The following is a 16,809-nucleotide window of genomic DNA, read 5'->3' as shown; positions in this document are numbered from 1 at the left end:
CCCTCCCGTTTTTAAAGTCAGACCACGCGCACCGCAAATTCGCCGATTCCGTCCACGCCACCTTTCATCAAGTCGCCTTTCTGGATCGCGCCAACGCCTTCAGGCGTGCCCGTGAAAATCAGGTCGCCGGGGAACAACTCGAACAAAGTCGATAAATACGCGATCGTCTCACCGACCGACCAGATCAGTTGCGAGATGTCCGAGCGCTGCTTTTCTTCGCCATTGACCGTGAGCCAGATCGCGCTTTTTTCCAGATGCCCGACTTGCGCGACCGGATGAATTGGACCAAGCGGCGCGGATTGATCGAAGCCCTTTGCGGTATCCCACGGACGGCCGAGTTTCTTCGCTTCGGCCTGCAAGTCGCGGCGAGTCATGTCGAGGCCGAGCGCGTAGCCGAACACGTAGTCAAGCGCTTGATCGGCGGGAATGTCCTTGCCCCGCTTGCCGATGGCCGCAACCAGTTCCATCTCGAATTGCACATTCTTCGATTGCGACGGATACGGGAATTCGCCGGTCGCGCCGGGTGCGACAAACAGCACGGCATCAGCGGGCTTGGCGAAAAAGAACGGCGGCTCGCGATCTGGATCGTGGCCCATCTCACGCGCGTGCGCCTCGTAGTTCCGGCCGACGCAATAGATCCGGCGAACGGGAAATTCGTCGCTGGAACCGGCTACCGGTACAGCAACCACGGGCGCCGCAGCAAATACATGACTCATCGCGCTTCTCTCCTGTTGGTATGACTCGACCCGGATGGCTCGACCAAGGACTCAAGTTTAACGTGCGCGGTTTGCCGTCGCGACTCGGCCGAATGGCATGGGAGGTGGGGCAGACGCGGCTCAATTGCTTGCAAGGCCGCCGCAAATGCGGTACTGAATATGTTTCCGCACTGCGCAACTGAAGCGGCTGAACGTGCACAACCAGACGGCCGCCCGGACCATTCGATGACCGACTCCCCTGCTTTCCCCTGCGCCCGTTTCATCAAGGAAATTGGCCGCGGGCCAAACGGTGCGCGTGCGCTCACGCGCGAGGACACATACGCGCTCTACGAAGCGATGCTCGACAACCGCGTTTCCGACCTCGAGCTCGGCGCGGTATTGCTGGCGTATCGCGTGAAGGGGGAGACCTCGGCGGAGCTCGCCGCGATGCTCGCGGCCGCGCATCGCTCGTTCGAGCCCCTGCATATCCAGAATGGCCGCGATGACGCGCGTCCGGTATCGATTCCGACTTACAACGGCGCGCGCAAGCAGCCCAACCTGACACCGCTTCTGGCGCTTCTGCTCGCGCGTGAAGGCGTGCCCGTGCTCGTGCACGGCGTGACCGACGACCCGGGGCGCGTGACGAGCGCGGCGATTTTCGCGGAACTGGGTATCGAAGCTTCGACTTCACACGATGAGATCGAGGACAACCTCGCCTCCCGCCGCCTGTCGTTCGCGCCCATCGGGGTGCTCGCGCCGAAGCTCGCGCGTCTTCTGGCCATCCGGCGGATCATGGGCGTGCGCAATTCAACGCACACCCTGGTCAAGATCCTCCAGCCGTTCGCGCAGCCCGGCCTGCGGCTCGTGAACTACACGCATCCGGAATATCGGGAAAGCCTGACGGGACTTTTCACCGAACATCCCGATGCCGCCGCTGGCGGCGCGCTGCTCGCCCGGGGCACGGAAGGCGAAGCGGTCGCCGATACACGCCGTCAAGTGCAAGTCGACTGGTTCCACGATGGTCATGCAGAAACGCTGCTCTCGCCGGAACGCTCGTCGCCGGAAGCGCCTGCCGTGCCCTTGCCCGAGGCCCTCGACGCAGCGACTACCGCGCGCTGGATCGAGACCGTTCTGCGCGGCGAAGCGCCGATTCCCGCCGCGCTCGCGCGTCAGGCCGAGCTGATTGCGGAAATCGTCAGAAGACAAGCAGGTTGACAAACCCGCACGCCGTCGGCTACTGTGCAGTAATGAGCTTTGCCCAATTCTCCTCCCTTCGAATTACCCTGGGTCGCCTAGCGCGGCCCCTATCGCCACGTCTAGCGTAAGTCGCTAAACGTGGCGCCGTGCGTTCCCAACGCCCGGTCCCGCCTGTAGTCCCGTAGTGCCCCTTTCGCAGTTCCCTTTTCACCACCCGTAGTCGTCTGCTTTCGTCCGTTCATCCACGGCCACGAAAACGCGAGGATCACATGCACGCTGCATTTGCATCGTTCACGTTTGTCACCGGCGTCATCCGCGTCCGGGCAACACGTGAACCCTGGCAGCGCGCATCGGACCCATGCCGGCAAGCCGCCGGCCAAGTGTCCGCCTCGCAACGACTGCGCTTTCACGCGTACAACGCGTTCAGCCGAGGCCCACGATGATGATGCGCAACCCTTCCGAGAAATACCGCCCTTTCCCTCAAGTCACGCTCAAAGGCCGCCAATGGCCGACCCGTACGATCGAACGGGCGCCCATCTGGATGAGCACCGATCTTCGCGACGGCAACCAGGCGCTGATCGACCCGATGAGCATCGACGCCAAACTCGAATTCTTCGAGATGCTGGTGGCGGTGGGTTTCAAGGAAATCGAAGTGGGTTTTCCGTCGGCATCGCAGACGGATTTCGACTTCGCGCGCAAGCTGATCACGGAAAACCGCATTCCCGCCGATGTCACCATCGAAGTGCTCGTGCAATCGCGCCGGGACCTCATCGAGCGAACGTTTGAAGCGGTGGAAGGCGCGCCGAACGTGATCGTGCATCTGTACAACGCGATTTGTCCGTCGTTCAGGAAAATCGTCTTCGGGATGACGAAGGAAGAAACCAAGGCGCTGGCGGTGGAAGGCACGCGCATCATCAAGGAATGCGCCGCAGCGCACCCCGGCACACACTGGACGTATCAGTATTCGCCGGAAACGTTCAGCATGACCGAGCTTTCGTTTTCCCGCGAAGTCTGCGACGCCGTCGCGCAAATGTGGCGGCCGACGCCCGATCACAAGATGATCGTGAACTTGCCCGCCACGGTCGAAGCGGCCATGCCTAACGTGTTCGCGGATCAGGTCGAGTGGATGGACCGCAACATGGGTTATCGCGACAGCATCGTGCTTTCGGTGCATCCGCATAATGATCGCGGCACGGCGGTCGCCGCGGCGGAACTCGCGATCCTGGCAGGCGCGGATCGCGTGGAAGGATGTCTTTTCGGCAACGGCGAGCGCACTGGCAACGTGGATCTCGTCACGCTCGCCATGAACCTGTACACACAAGGCGTCGACCCGGGCCTCGATTTTTCGGATATCGATGGCGTGCGGCGTGTCGTCGAACGATGCAATCAGATCCCCGTGCATCCGCGTCACCCGTATGCCGGCGATCTCGTGTTCACGGCCTTCTCAGGTTCGCACCAGGACGCAATCCGCAAGGGATTTGCGCAGCGCGTGGCCGGCACCGTGTGGGATGTGCCCTATCTCCCGATCGACCCCGCCGACCTCGGCCGTAGCTACGACGCCGTGATCCGCGTGAACAGCCAGTCGGGCAAGGGAGGCGCGACTTATCTCCTCGAACGCGGGTTGGGATTCACGCCGCCGCGGCGCGTGCAGATCGAGTTCAGCCACGCTGTTCAAAAAGTCGCCGATTCCTCCGGCGAAGAAGTTTCAGGCGACGCCATTTGCGCCCTCTTCAAACGCGAATACTTCGATGCAAAAGGGCCCGCGTCACGCGCCGACGCTTCGGCGATTCGCTTCAACGACCGTCGCGTATTGGTGCCGGTGTCGAAGACGGCCGACGAAGCGCATGCCCAGGCCGTCGCGGCTGCAATGAGCGAGGCGGCGGGCGCCGCGATCGATGTGACTTCGTTTGAGACAGCGGTGACGGCTAAGGGAGAGACGGCGGTGTTCATCGGTTGCCGGATTGGCGATCAGACCGCGCGTTACGGCGTCGCCGTGCATGCAAACGCGGTTCAGGCTATCAGCGATGCGATTATCAGCGCGGTCAACCGCTCGCGCTGGGCGGGACGCAAGGCGGTGGAGGACGAAGCAGTTGCGGCTTAGCGTTTAGCAAATTTTTGCGAGTGGTAAAACAGGTGATTCCTGGGGACCGGCACCGCGATCTGCGCTTACAAGGCGCTGTCCTTCGCTACCGGTCTTCAGATGCCCAACCCGGCGGGCATCGACGGCGCTAATCCAGCGCCACGCGGGTCGCCTGCATCGCGAGCAATCTGTATTGCCCATTGACGTAAAGATGAACCGCCGTGTAAGCGATCGGAAACAACAGCGCGCCGTTTTTCGACTCCATCTCGATCAGCGCGCGTCCATGCACTATCCACGTGTCCCGCCCGCCCGGCATCAGGTCCTGAGTCTCGATCTCGATTTGCCGGTAGCGCCGCCGGCCGGCGGTGATTGCATCGATAAACTGCCGCTTCGACTCACGCTTGCCGTTGGTGTGGACATAGCTGGCGTTGTCCGCCAGCAGCGTGTCGAGCACCTCGCCGTCGCCGTCGACCATTGCGCGAAAACGGCTGCGCTCGAGTTCGCGGATTGCCTCGGCGGGCGCATCGGGGGGTTGTGCCGGCATCGATCGGTTCCTCTCACGATGGAGGACCCGATGGACCCGGTCCCCGTCAGAAGTTGTACTGCAAATATAACTGGCTGAAATTTATACCAGGATTCGGGTGTTCGATACCGGCGTTGGACAAATGCTGAAACCGGAAGCCCGCCTGGTAGTTCTGATGCGCGCCGAACGCCGCGCCGACACCCACCATGTCGGCAAACTGGAAGGACGATGAGAACGTACGGTCCTGCGTCTCGCGCACGTGCGACAGGAGCCGCACGCCGACGCCCGCCTCCACATACGGCCTGAACCAGCCAGAACTCTTGATGAACCGGAATACCGGCGTCAGCCCGAATTCCCAGATATTCGGATGTGCAGCGTTGCTCTCGCGAATGTCCCAGTAAGCGACGTGCGCTTCGCCTACAACGGTGAAATGGAAGCCGCCGATCTCCCACCAAGTCCAGTTCGGGTCCCACACAACGCCGACGTCCGCCTTGCGGACATCGTGGTCGGCAACCCCGCCGGCGATCTGCACGCCAAACTGATCTGCTTTGGCACTCGCCGAAACCAGGGCAAGCGCCCCCAGCAGGGCACCGTAAAAAGAGCGTTTTTGCCAAACACTTTTGTTCTTTTGCATGAACTACTCCGGGGCTGGTTTCTCGAAACGCAATTACCGCAAAAGCGGCACGTCGCCATTTTAGAGACGGTCTCAAAAAAAAGCTCAAAACAGTTCTGTGGATTGTTGGAAATGCGGCATTAAGTTTCGCCGATCGACGATTTAAGAGGTAAATCGTGCTAAAACTTGCAAGTTTCTTTCGGTAAAATTGGCAAGGAACTCGTTTCTTCTGGCGAAATCCAAGGAAAGGTTCGGGAAATCACCTACGGGCTATTGGAGCATCAGTTCTAATAGCTTTTGGGGAACTCTCGGGTTGATTGCCCCTCTAATCTTTAGCACTCGAAATAGCAGAGTGCTAATATTGTGGCTGGACCCGGTTTTTCATCGGGTTTTTTGTTGATAAGGAGCAGACAAGCGTGACCAATGCGATAACCCTTCCGAATACTGGACACTCGGCGTCGGCCAAGGCCGCTTCGGCAGGTGCGCTGACGTTTGCGCAGTCGTCCATGTTGACCGGTCAGATCGGCAACATCGACGCCTACATTTCGGCTGTCAACCGGATTCCGATGCTAACGCCGTCGGAAGAACGTCAGTACGCCACCGAATTTCGCGAGAACGACAACCTCGACGCTGCCCGTCAGCTCGTGCTGTCGCACTTGCGCCTGGTCGTGTCCATCGCCCGGAATTATCTGGGCTACGGCCTGCCGCATGCCGACTTGATCCAGGAAGGCAACATCGGCTTGATGAAGGCTGTAAAGCGTTTCGACCCGCAGCAAAATGTGCGGCTCGTTTCGTACGCCATGCACTGGATCAAGGCCGAGATTCATGAATACATCCTGCGCAACTGGCGCACGGTGAAGGTTGCGACCACGAAGGCACAGCGCAAGCTGTTCTTCAACCTGCGCAGCCACAAGACCGGACACAACGCGTTCACACCGGGCGAAGTGGACAGTCTTGCAAAAGAGCTGAATGTGAAGCGCGAGGAAGTCTCGGAAATGGAGACGCGTCTGTCCGGCGGCGACATCGCGCTGGAAGGCCAGATTGACGACGGCGAGGAATCGTACGCGCCGATCGCCTATCTGGCGGATTCGCACAACGAGCCGACCAACGTGCTGGCATCGCGTCAGTTCGACAAGCTGCAGAGCGAAGGATTGTCCACCGCGCTTGAATCGCTCGATGAACGTAGCCGCCGGATCGTCCAGGCGCGCTGGCTCGAGGTGGAAGACGACGGCTCGGGCGGCAAGACGCTGCATGAACTCGCCGACGAATTTGGTGTATCGGCCGAACGGATTCGTCAGATCGAAGCTAGCGCAATGAAGAAGATGCGCACGGCGCTGCACGAATACGCATAACCCGTAAGCCGAAAGTTCGAAAAGCCCGCTGTCGAAAGACAGCGGGCTTTTTTTCTGTGCGTGTGAGCTTGGGAGCCTAGCGCGACATCATGTGGTGGCCGACGTTATGCATCACCCATAACGTGCCGCCGATCACGATCACGGCCACCAGAACGGTGAATCCGAATGCGACGACGTTCCATCGCTGCGATGACGACGTATTCATGTGCAGGAAGAACATGAGATGCACGAGGATCTGGATGAACGCGAGCACCGAGATCGCGATGATCGTTTCAGTCTGGCCCAACGCCTGTTGCATGACCAACCCGAACGCTGCGGCCGTGAGCACGACCGACAGAACAAAGCCGATGACATACGAGCGAACGCTGCCGTGGCCCGCGCCGGTATCGATTGATTGTGCGTGTGCCATTTATACGACGCTCGTCAGATAAACAAAGGTGAAGACGCAGATCCAGACAATATCCAGGAAGTGCCAGAACAGGCTCAGGCACGCGAGGCGTGTCAGATCGCGTTGGGTAACTTTCTTGTTGCCGATAACCTGCACAGCCAGCACGACCATCCAGATCAGGCCTGCCGTGACATGCAGTCCGTGTGTTCCCACCAGCGTGAAAAACGCCGACAAAAACGCGCTGGTGCCCGGGCCATAACCCTGCTGGATCAACAAGTGAAACTCGTGTATTTCCAGCACGATAAACGCCGCGCCCAGCAGGAACGTGACGCCGAGCCACGCCAGCAACGCAGCCTTCTTGCCCTTGTACGCGGCCAGCATGCCGAAGCCGAATGTGATGCTGCTGACCAGCAGGATCGCGGTTTCCAGCATGACCCCAGGCAGTTCGAAGACGTCCTTGCCTGAAGGACCTCCCGCGAACTGGTTTCCCATCACGGCGAATACGGCGAACAACGACGCAAAGATGATGCAGTCGGTCATCAGGTACACCCAGAACCCGAGGACCGTATTCGATGAACCGTGATCGTCGTGCGATTCCGACGAATTGAGTGAGAGGGTTTTAGTCAGCATTACAGTGCCTCCTGCAGATCGCGCGCGCGCGTTTGCGCCGGCGAGCCATCCATTCCGGCAACGGTCGCGGCGGGAATGGTGTAGTCGATGTCGGTGTCGTTGCTGCGAATGATCAGCGTGACGATCACGCCCAGCAATCCGGCAATAGCAAGCCACCAGATGTGCCAGACCAGCGCAAAACCGATCGCCAGACTGAACAACGCGACGATCAGGCCGGCGCTCGTATTGCGGGGCATGTGGATATCGCGATAGGCCTCGCGTGCGTGACGCGTGCGGCCGCGTTCTTTCATGTGAGCGAAGGCGTCGAGTTCATGCACCACGGGCAGGACCGCGAAGTTATAAACCGGCGGTGGCGAGCTGGTCGCCCATTCGAGCGTGCGGCCGTTCCACGGATCGCCCGTGACGTCCTTGTATGCCGGCGAATTGCGCTTCACTACGCTGACCACGACTTGAGTAATCTGAAGCACCACGCCGAGCAAGATGATCAGCGCGCCGATCAGCGCGACGATCATGTACGGTTGCCAGCCCGGTGTGTCGTAGTGGTTCATACGGCGGGTTGCGCCCATGAAGCCCAGTACGTACAGCGGCATGAATGCGGTCCAGAAACCGATGAGCCAGCACCAGAACGCGCACTTGCCAAGCGTTTCGTTCAGCTTGAAACCGAACGCCTTCGGGAACCAGTACGTGAAGCCGGCGAAATAACCAAACACCACGCCGCCGATGATTGCGTTATGGAAGTGAGCGATCAGGAACAGGCTGTTGTGCAGCACGAAGTCCGCGCCGGGCACGGCCAGCAGCACGCCCGTCATGCCGCCGATGGTGAACGTGATCATGAAGCCGATCGTCCACAACACAGGCGACGACAACTCCAGGCGGCCCTTATAGATGGTGAACAGCCAGTTGAAGATCTTCACGCCGGTCGGAATGGCGATGATCATGGTCATGATCCCGAAGAACGCATTCACGTTCGCGCCGGAACCCATGGTGAAGAAGTGATGCAACCAGACCAGCAACGACAGCACCATGATCGAGCACGTGGCGTAGACCATTGTCTTGTAGCCAAACAGCGGCTTCTTGGCGAACGTGGCGACGACTTCCGAATAGATGCCGAACGCCGGCAATACCAGGATGTACACCTCCGGATGCCCCCAAGCCCAGATCAGGTTCAGATAAAGCATGGCATTGCCGCCGGCATCGTTCGTGAAGAAGTGCATGCCGAGATAACGGTCGAGCGCGAGCAATGCGAGCGTTGCGGTCAGGATCGGGAACGTGGCGAGAATCAGCACGTTCGAGCACAGCGACGTCCACGTGAATACGGGCATCTTCATGTACGTCATGCCGGGCGCGCGCATCTTGATGATCGTGACGAAGAAGTTGACGCCGGTGAGTAACGTTCCTATTCCGGAAAGTTGCAAACTCCATAAGTAGTAGTCGACACCCACACCCGGACTGAACTGCAGCTCGGACAGCGGCGGATAGGCAAGCCAGCCCGTTTGCGCGAAGTCACCGATCACCAGGGAAACGTTGATCAGGATCGCTGCAACCGCCGTCATCCAGAAACTGAGCGAGTTGATGAACGGAAACGCGACATCGCGTGCGCCGATTTGCAACGGCACGACAATGTTCATCAAGCCGATCATGAAGGCCATCGCCATGAAGAAAATCATGATGACGCCGTGCGCCGTGAAGACCTGGTTGTAATGCTCGGGCGGCAGGAAGCCCGGCCCGTTATAAGCGAGTGCGAGTTGCGTGCGCATCATGAGCGCGTCGACAAAACCACGCAGCAGCATCAGTACCGCTACCACGATGTACATCACGCCAATCTTCTTGTGATCGACCGACGTAAGCCATTCACGCCACAAATAGCCCCACTTTCCGGACCACGTCAGCCCGACGACCACGGCCACCACGATGAGCGCCATGAACGCTGCCGCACCCATGATGATGGGCTGGTCGAACGGTATGTCCGCCAGCGTTAGTTTTCCCAGCAAATTTCCAAACATGACTTATCCCTTCGTACGGCAGATGGGGTCGGGTATGTTGCGAGCATGCCCGTTGTTGTATTTCGCGACGATGGTCTGGAACAGATTCGCGTCGACCTTCGAGAAGTACTGGACCGGTTGCTTTTCGGTCGGCGCGGCAACAGCGGCATAGTTCACGCCATCAAGCTGGCTCGGCGATGCCTTCACCTTTTTGACCCAGGCTGCGAACTCTTCGGGCGTGGTCGCGATGGCGCGAAACTTCATATCCGAAAATCCATGTCCGCTGAAATTCGCAGACAAACCGGCATAGTCGCCGGCATGGTCCGCGATCAGATGCAACTTGGTCTGCATGCCCGCCATTGCATAGATCTGACCGCCCAATTGCGGGATGAAAAACGAGTTCATCACCGAATCCGACGTGATCTTGAAGCTCACCGGGGTACCGACTGGAAATTGAATTTGATTAACTGTGGCAATGCCAAGATCCGGATAGATGAAAAGCCACTTCCAGTCGAGCGCAACAACTTCGACATTGATTGGCTTTACCCCTGATTCCAGCGGCTTATAAGGATCCAGTGCATGTGTACTCTTGTAAGTCAGAATACCGAGATAGAGAATGATCAGTGCAGGCACCAGCCAGATCACAATCTCGATCTTGGTCGAATGCGCCCATTTCGGTAAATATTCAGCGGAAGTATTCGACGCCCGATACTTCCATGCAAACAGCAGCGTCAGGAAAATAACCGGTACGACCACGATCAGCATGGCGTACGTGGACGTCAGAATAAGATTCTTCTCAGCCAGTCCGATGCTGCCTTTTGGATCGAGAAGATCCATCTGGCCGCCGCAACCTGACAGAAGAAGAGCAGGGAAAATTGCTAACCGCTTGCAAAACCCCGACCCGGATTTTTGTTTCATACCTTGCCCGATTTCAACGTTTTTGAGATATTACGTTTTAGACTTTCAACTAGTCTCGGGAGAAGGGTAGCGCGATTTCAAGGCCCGGCTTAATCCAACTTTTTCTAAAAATCTTTTGTGTTTTCTTTGGTGCGTCTTATTGTCGCGTTTATTATTCTTCATTCGCATTGAAAACACTCCCTTATCATCGCGACAAAAGGGAGTGTTAATTATTTGGGATAATCAGGCTCAAGGCACCGCCTCCTTCACTTTAAGAAAAGCCCAGGCGTCCATGATCCTGTGCGCGACGAGAAAGTGACTGTTCTTCCTGTTGTGTTACGAATGCAGAGGGCTCCCTCCGTCGCCCCGGCCGCTTTCTGGTCCGCAATGTACGAGCTGATGTCGTTTTGCCTGACCTGCCGAGCGCTATCGAGGTAGATACCGCCAATACCGTTCATGCTGCATGCCGATGCCGCAGGCAAGTTGGCCGAGTCGTCCCAGTTCGTTGATGCAGAGTAGAGACTGAGCATGACCGCGCTGGAATCGGTCACGTTACCGCCGAAGGTCTGAATAGTGGATGCTGCATAAGGAAAATCGTTGAGATCCTTGGGTATTGGAAACTTCATCAAAACAATGTTCCCGGGGGCCGCAGTTAACGTCGTGTCCGCAGGGTGAGCGGTGCCGTCGCTATCGAGCTGGACGTTCGCGGTAACGGCAGAATAATAGACAGGAATGCTGGTGTCGCACCCGCCGGAGATGACGTCTTTATTCATGCACATATCCGTCAGATATTGCATGGTCTGCGTGTGCCATGCACTGATGAAATCGCCGTGAGCGGTGTACATGCTTCCCCATTGCGGCACCCATTGCCCGTTCTCGAACACCGGGTCGAGCGAAAGCTGAGCGCTGGATAAATCCGGATCAGTTCCGAGGTTGTACGCGAGGTTGTATTGCAGTTCGGGGATTTTCACCGGATACGCACTTGGACACGTGCCGTCGGTGTTTCGATACGCTACGTTGAGGTCACCTTTCGCAGCTTTCATGAGGTTGCTCATTCGCGTCGTCCTGTCAGTTCCCAGAATCGGCTTCAGCGTCTTTCCATCCCAGCAATCCGGAAAATGCACTGAGATATTGAGTTGGGTAGATGCACCCGGAGTTTTAGGCGGGCAACTCGTCGGCATCGACGTTGTGTACTGGCCGCCCGAGCACAGGAATGACACGTGCGAGTTCGGCCCTGTGCCCATGTGATCTCCCGCCAGCATCTCGAGTCCTGGCGGAATTGGCTGAACAGGCACCACTGGCTGATCATTAAGGTAATAGGTTTTCTGATACGTTGGGAAGACAATGCCCGACTTTCGCTTCAATTGCGGCGCCCAGTACGCGGAGATATCTGCCGTCGAGTTGCAGGTCGTGACTTTGTTATTGTTCAACGAATCGTAGGTGGTGTATGCGTTCGTATTTGGATTTCCGAAGAATTCATGAACCATGGCTTCGCCCGGTTTCCCGGGATAAACGATCGCATCATCCGGCAACGTATGAGAGTAATTGCATTGGACATCGAATCCACGGGCATTGACTGCACCAGCGGCCAGCATGAGGATGATCCAGATGACTGATTTTATTTTCATGAACGACTCCTGAAATAGATAGAGAAACACTGACTCGAACTGTTTCTGCGCGTTATTTTATTAATCAGCACAACTACTTTATTTACGAAATCAACGTTATTCGCTGACGTGATTTCGCATTCCACACAACAGGGAAATGAACGACGAATGGGCTCGCTGACAAAAGTGGCGAGTTAATTAGATCTAGTGACTTTTCTGCCGGCAAATAATAAACCCGGCTCATGACTTTCGCCATGCCGGGATTTAAATGCAGCCTTGGAATTTGAAACTTGGTGAACCTAAACAGAGCTTCCGCGGCCGAGACCCGAAGGCTCAGCCGCGGTGCTTCACTGCCCGCTTACGCCGGCAGCGGAGAAGCTCCGTTACCTGGCGACAAACGCTTGGCCATCGTGGCGGCATAACGCGGCGCCGAGTTACCCACGACAATGTGGAAGGTATCGGCGGAAACCCACGCTACATCGAGCGTCGACAAGCGCTGACGATCAACCGACGACGGATCGCGCACGACCACGCGCAGACGCGTGGTAGCCACGGCGTCGAGCGAAGCCACGTTCGTTGCGCCGCCGAATACGGCAAGCCAGCGCACCGGATCCGGATCGAGCGGACCTTGCTCGGCGGCAGAAACCGAAGCCAATGGCGCGGCTTCACTGGCAGCGGGCGTGGACGAAGCCGGCGTCGCACCGCGAGTCGACGAGCGCTCGAGTTGGGTACGGATTTCATCGGAGATGAGATCGGCTTCCGGCCCGATGATGACCTGTACGCTCGTCGCGCCGCGCTTCAACACGCCGCGTGCACCGATTGCCTTCAGTTGCGGCTCCGAGACCTTCTCTGAATCCACCACGGACAAACGCAGACGGGTCGTGCAGGCATCGACGAGCGTCAGGTTAGATGCACCGCCCAAGGCCGCGATGTAACGCACGGCGCGCGGCACCGTTGCGCCGGCCGTCGGCGAGACAAAGCCCGTGTTGTCGAACGATTCGACTTCGGCGTCCGTCGTTGCGGGCTCGCGACCCGGGGTTGCCATGTTGAACTTGCGGATGAAGAAGCGGAACAGCCCGTAATAGACCAGACCGTAGACCAGGCCGATAGGAATCGCCAGCCAGCCGCGCTGCGACAGACCGTAGTTCAGCACATAGTCGATCGCACCAGCCGAGAACGTGAAGCCCAGGTGAATGCCCAGCGCCGAGCAGATCGCGAGCGACAGCCCCGTGAGCACAGCATGGATGGCGTAGAGCGCGGGAGCGAGGAACATGAAGCTGTACTCGATCGGCTCGGTCACGCCCGTCAGGAACGCGGTCAAGGCCATCGAGAACAAGAGGCCGCCCACCACTGCACGACGTTCCTTCGGTGCTTCGTGGAACATGGCAAGACACGCTGCCGGCAAGCCGAACATCATGATCGGGAAGAAGCCCGTCATGAAACCGCCAGCGGTTTTATCGCCAGCAAAGAAGCGGTGCAGATCGCCCGTCACTGCTGCGCCGCCGCCCGGTGGCGTGTACGAACCGAACACGAACCATGCAAGCGAATTCAGGATGTGGTGCAGGCCCGTGACCAGCAGGATCCGGTTCAGCACGCCGAACACGAACACGCCGAGAGCGCCGGCGCCCGTCAGCCAGCCGCCGGCTGCATCGATGGCTGCCTGAATCGGCGTCCAGATATAGCCAAAGACAATACCGAGCACCAGACAGACGACTCCCGTGACAATCGGCACGAAGCGTTTCCCTCCGAAGAACGCGAGGTACTCAGGCAGCTTGATGTCTTTGTACTTGTTGTAGAGAAACCCGGCCACGCAACCTGCGACGATCCCCGACAGCACGCCCATGTTGAGCTTGTCGTTGATGTCTTTCATCACCGCGATTTCGATCAGGTAACCGATCGCGCCAGCCAGGCCGGCGGTACCGTTGTTGTCTTTCGCAAAACCCACTGCCACGCCGATGGCGAACAAGAGTGGCAGGTTTGTGAAGATTGCATCGCCTGCATCGGCGATCATCTTGATGTTGAAGACATCCGGCTGGCCGAGGCGTAATAGCAGCCCGGCCACCGGTAGCACGGCAATCGGCAGCATCAGCGCGCGGCCGAGACGCTGCATTTTTGCAAACAGGTTAGCGTCCATCGAATTCTCCAAAGAAAGTGTCTTGTCGTTGATCGTGAGGTGAAACGTGTTGTCGATCGATTCTTTTTACTAGTGAACGCGAAGCCTGGCAGCCGGAAGGACGTGTTAGTCCAGCGGCCAGATTTCGCGGCTTGCTGCTCTTACTGCCTGTGCCGATTCGAGCGCCAATGCATCGAGCGCGCGCTGACGGCACAGTGGGTAATCGAGTTTGCGCACGAGCGCCTTGATGCCGGGAACCGAAACCGGGTCCACCGATAATTCCGTCACGCCCAAGCCCACGAGCAAGGGCACCGCAACCGGATCGCCGCCCAGCGCGCCGCACACGCCGACCCATTTGCCGTGCTTCGCCGCGCCATCGGTTGCCGCCTTGATGAGGCGCAAGACAGCGGGATGCAAACCGTCGGCTTGAGCAGCGAGATCCGCCTGGCAACGGTCCATGGCGAGCGTGTATTGCGTGAGGTCGTTCGTACCGATGGACAGGAAATCCGCGTGCTGAGCGAGCTGGTCGGCGAGCAACGCCGCCGACGGCACTTCGATCATCACGCCGACCTGGATGGGATCGGTCCGGCCGATCTCGGCCGCGAGTTCATCGATACGCTTTCTCAGCCGCACGAGTTCGCCCGAGTCGGTCACCATGGGCAACAGGATGCGCACCGTGCCGAACGGCTTCACCGCGAGCAGACCACGCAACTGGTCGTCGAGCAGATCCGGGCGCACCTGCGCGAGGCGAATGCCGCGAAGGCCAAGTGCCGGGTTGGTTTCGGGCGGCAGCGTGAGGTAATCGACTTCCTTGTCCGCGCCCACATCGAGCGTGCGGATGATGGCCGTGCGTCCGCTCAGCGCGCCGACTATCGATTGATAACTTTCTGCGTGTTCAGCCGCGGTCGGCGCCGACTGGCGATGGATGAACAACAACTCGGTACGCAACAGGCCGACGGCATCCGCGCCGTTTTCCACGGCTGTCTTTGCGTCGTCGAGTGTTGCGATGTTCGCTGCAACTTCGATGGTTCGGCCGTCGCTGGTCGCGGCCGCGGCCTGCGACGTCTTGCGGTTCACCTCGCGCACACCCGCGAGACGCTGGCGCTCGAGGCGCGCGCGTTCCACATCGAGTGCGGTCGGTGCGTATTCCAGACGGCCCGCCGATGCGTCGACCACGACTTGCGTGCCGTCTGGAATCGCGTGCAGTGCATCGCCCACGGCAACCAGCGCCGGAATGCCGATCTGGCGCGCGATGATCGCCGCGTGCGACGTCGCGCCGCCACGCGCCATGACCAGCGCCGTCACGCGCGTGCGGTCGAGCGAAGACAGATCGGAAGGCGTGAATTCGTCGGCGGCGAGGACGGCTTCGTCGGGCAACTGACGCGCGGCCGTGTTCGTGTATCCGAGCGCTCGCAGCACACGCTTTTCGATATCGCGAAGATCCGCGGCGCGCTCCGCGAGCAACGCGTCTTCAACGTTGGACAACAGCACGATCTGCGCGCGAATCGCCTCGCGCCATGCGAACCCGGCGCTCTTGCCGAGGCTGATCAGGTCGCGTGCGGCATCGAGCAATGTCGGGTCTTCGAGCAACACGCGATGCACCGCGAAAATGCCCGCTTCGCCCACCGCGCCGCGCTGCGAAGCGGTGCGCACGGTTTCGTCGAGCTCGGCGTCGATGGCCGCAATCGCCTTGTCGAGCAGCCGGCTTTCCGCCGCCGAGGTCCCCGTCGCCTGTTCGGGCGGCGCGACGTCGTTGTCGTCCCAGCGGACGAGCTTGCCAACAGCAATTCCCGCCGACGCACATACACCCGCCAGCGTATTCGGATCGAGCGGCGTGCCCGCGTCGCGAACAACCGCAACAGGCGCCGGCGAACGCGTACGTGCCGGCTTTTCTTCCACTTCGCCATGTGCTTCACGCAGCAATTCCGCGGCGACCGCTTCCACCGCCGCCGCTGCTTGCGAACCCACGCCAAGCAGCTCGACGGTCGCCCCTTCGCCCGCACCCAGTCCGAGCAGGCCGACGACGCTTTCTATGGGTGCCTTGCGGCCGTTGAAACGCACCTCGACCTTTGCGTCGAACCCGCGCGCCGCCTCGCGTGCGCGTGCGGCCGGCCGCGCGTGCAAGCCGCCCGCGTGGCCGAGCGTGACGCTACGGCGCGCTTCTTCCGTGACGTTGGCCGGGCTGCGCGCCGCGTCCGCCTTCACGCCGTCCTTGCTGCGCAACACCAGCAACTGGCTTTCGCCCGCCCGCAACATGCCAAGGCCGGCGCGATCGATCACTTCGAACGCGTCGCTGTTCGCCACCGCGATCACAGAAACAAGACTCGGCGCGTGTTGCGCAACGAAGTCCGCATCGAATTCGATCAGCACGTCGCCCGCGCGCACGGTCGCGCCCTGCTCGACCTTCGGCGTAAAACCTTTGCCGCCGAGCTCAACCGTATCGATACCGATATGCACGAGGATTTCCGCGCCCTGCGCCGTACGCAAGGTCACCGCGTGATGCGTGCGCGCGAGGTGCGTGATGACGCCGTCGCACGGCGAGACCATCACGCCCGCGAGCGGATCGATGCCGATGCCGTCGCCGAACATGCCGTCGGCGAAGACCGGATCGGGCACTTCGGCGAGTGGCACCATCGGCCCGGTGAACGGCGCGACCAATACAAAATCGCTCAGGTTTTCAGGGGAATGGTTCAACAGGGACTCCTCGGCACGGCGCATCGGATGACTCTCGA

General features: G+C 59.5%; 13 protein-coding genes. 3 read left to right on the top strand and 10 right to left on the bottom strand.

Annotation, left to right across the window (positions count from 1 at the left end; genetic code table 11):
* Nucleotides 1-17 precede the first annotated feature (17 nt).
* Nucleotides 18-716: a fumarylacetoacetate hydrolase family protein gene (locus AXG89_RS07325; RefSeq protein WP_062168881.1), complete on the bottom strand. Its 699-nt coding sequence runs from the start codon at nucleotides 714-716 to the stop codon at nucleotides 18-20.
* Between the two features lie 225 nt (nucleotides 717-941).
* Here AXG89_RS07325 and ybiB point away from each other — a divergent pair, with 225 nt between their 5' ends.
* Together ybiB and leuA are read left to right on the top strand one after the other, a co-directional pair.
* Nucleotides 942-1,910: a DNA-binding protein YbiB gene (gene ybiB / locus AXG89_RS07320; RefSeq protein WP_062170396.1), complete on the top strand. Its 969-nt coding sequence runs from the start codon at nucleotides 942-944 to the stop codon at nucleotides 1,908-1,910.
* 424 nt (nucleotides 1,911-2,334) lie between these two features.
* The gene (gene leuA / locus AXG89_RS07315; protein WP_062170394.1) at nucleotides 2,335-3,993 is read left to right on the top strand and encodes a 2-isopropylmalate synthase; all 1,659 of its coding nucleotides are present in this window, start codon (nucleotides 2,335-2,337) and stop codon (nucleotides 3,991-3,993) included.
* A gap of 127 nt (nucleotides 3,994-4,120) precedes the next feature.
* Here leuA and AXG89_RS07310 read toward each other — a convergent pair whose 3' ends face one another.
* On the bottom strand, nucleotides 4,121-4,516 hold the full coding sequence (locus AXG89_RS07310; RefSeq protein ID WP_062168879.1) for a nuclear transport factor 2 family protein: 396 nt from the start codon (nucleotides 4,514-4,516) through the stop codon (nucleotides 4,121-4,123).
* A 46-nt stretch (nucleotides 4,517-4,562) separates the two neighbouring features.
* The gene (locus AXG89_RS07305; protein WP_062168877.1) at nucleotides 4,563-5,129 is read right to left on the bottom strand and encodes an acyloxyacyl hydrolase; all 567 of its coding nucleotides are present in this window, start codon (nucleotides 5,127-5,129) and stop codon (nucleotides 4,563-4,565) included.
* A 395-nt stretch (nucleotides 5,130-5,524) separates the two neighbouring features.
* On the opposite strand from AXG89_RS07305, the gene rpoH reads away from it, so the two are divergent.
* The gene (gene rpoH, locus AXG89_RS07300; RefSeq protein ID WP_061998349.1) at nucleotides 5,525-6,460 is read left to right on the top strand and encodes an RNA polymerase sigma factor RpoH; all 936 of its coding nucleotides are present in this window, start codon (nucleotides 5,525-5,527) and stop codon (nucleotides 6,458-6,460) included.
* Between the two features lie 76 nt (nucleotides 6,461-6,536).
* Here the strand turns inward: rpoH and cyoD are convergent, their stop codons facing one another.
* The 7 genes from cyoD to ptsP all read right to left on the bottom strand — a co-directional run bounded on the left by cyoD (nucleotide 6,537) and on the right by ptsP (nucleotide 16,795).
* Nucleotides 6,537-6,869 carry a cytochrome o ubiquinol oxidase subunit IV gene (gene cyoD, locus AXG89_RS07295; RefSeq protein WP_062168875.1) on the bottom strand — a complete coding sequence of 111 codons (333 nt, stop codon included), beginning with the start codon at nucleotides 6,867-6,869 and terminating at the stop codon, nucleotides 6,537-6,539.
* Nucleotides 6,870-7,478, bottom strand: coding sequence for a cytochrome o ubiquinol oxidase subunit III (gene cyoC, locus AXG89_RS07290; RefSeq protein ID WP_062168873.1), 609 nt, complete (start codon nucleotides 7,476-7,478; stop codon nucleotides 6,870-6,872).
* A complete protein-coding gene (gene cyoB, locus AXG89_RS07285) occupies nucleotides 7,478-9,469 on the bottom strand; it encodes a cytochrome o ubiquinol oxidase subunit I (protein WP_062170392.1) in 1,992 nt (663 codons plus the stop codon). The genes cyoC and cyoB overlap by 1 nt, the downstream gene beginning before the upstream one ends.
* 15 nt (nucleotides 9,470-9,484) lie before the next feature.
* Nucleotides 9,485-10,378, bottom strand: coding sequence for a ubiquinol oxidase subunit II (cyoA, locus tag AXG89_RS07280; RefSeq protein WP_062168871.1), 894 nt, complete (start codon nucleotides 10,376-10,378; stop codon nucleotides 9,485-9,487).
* A 245-nt stretch (nucleotides 10,379-10,623) separates the two neighbouring features.
* Nucleotides 10,624-11,985 (bottom strand): DUF1996 domain-containing protein, encoded by a 1,362-nt coding sequence (locus AXG89_RS07275; RefSeq protein ID WP_062168869.1) that lies wholly within the window; start codon nucleotides 11,983-11,985, stop codon nucleotides 10,624-10,626.
* Between the two features lie 337 nt (nucleotides 11,986-12,322).
* Nucleotides 12,323-14,098 carry an N-acetylglucosamine-specific PTS transporter subunit IIBC gene (nagE, locus tag AXG89_RS07270; protein WP_062168867.1) on the bottom strand — a complete coding sequence of 592 codons (1,776 nt, stop codon included), beginning with the start codon at nucleotides 14,096-14,098 and terminating at the stop codon, nucleotides 12,323-12,325.
* Between the two features lie 105 nt (nucleotides 14,099-14,203).
* On the bottom strand, nucleotides 14,204-16,795 hold the full coding sequence (gene ptsP, locus AXG89_RS07265) for a phosphoenolpyruvate--protein phosphotransferase (protein WP_062168865.1): 2,592 nt from the start codon (nucleotides 16,793-16,795) through the stop codon (nucleotides 14,204-14,206).
* Nucleotides 16,796-16,809 lie beyond the last annotated feature (14 nt).

Source organism: Burkholderia sp. PAMC 26561 (assembly GCF_001557535.2).
Lineage (GTDB): Bacteria > Pseudomonadota > Gammaproteobacteria > Burkholderiales > Burkholderiaceae > Caballeronia.
Note: the sequence above shows the minus strand (reverse complement) of the source record. Positions and strands in the feature narration are given on the sequence as shown.

Coding starts and splice junctions, on each gene's coding strand:
- AXG89_RS07305 (WP_062168877.1), bottom strand. CDS start 5,129: ATGCAAAAGAACAAAAGTGTTTGGCAAAAACGCTCTTTTTACGGTGCC.
- cyoD (WP_062168875.1), bottom strand. CDS start 6,869: ATGGCACACGCACAATCAATCGATACCGGCGCGGGCCACGGCAGCGTT.
- cyoA (WP_062168871.1), bottom strand. CDS start 10,378: ATGAAACAAAAATCCGGGTCGGGGTTTTGCAAGCGGTTAGCAATTTTC.
- AXG89_RS07310 (WP_062168879.1), bottom strand. CDS start 4,516: ATGCCGGCACAACCCCCCGATGCGCCCGCCGAGGCAATCCGCGAACTC.
- leuA (WP_062170394.1), top strand. CDS start 2,335: ATGATGCGCAACCCTTCCGAGAAATACCGCCCTTTCCCTCAAGTCACG.
- cyoC (WP_062168873.1), bottom strand. CDS start 7,478: ATGCTGACTAAAACCCTCTCACTCAATTCGTCGGAATCGCACGACGAT.
- AXG89_RS07325 (WP_062168881.1), bottom strand. CDS start 716: ATGAGTCATGTATTTGCTGCGGCGCCCGTGGTTGCTGTACCGGTAGCC.
- nagE (WP_062168867.1), bottom strand. CDS start 14,098: ATGGACGCTAACCTGTTTGCAAAAATGCAGCGTCTCGGCCGCGCGCTG.
- AXG89_RS07275 (WP_062168869.1), bottom strand. CDS start 11,985: ATGAAAATAAAATCAGTCATCTGGATCATCCTCATGCTGGCCGCTGGT.
- ptsP (WP_062168865.1), bottom strand. CDS start 16,795: ATGCGCCGTGCCGAGGAGTCCCTGTTGAACCATTCCCCTGAAAACCTG.
- ybiB (WP_062170396.1), top strand. CDS start 942: ATGACCGACTCCCCTGCTTTCCCCTGCGCCCGTTTCATCAAGGAAATT.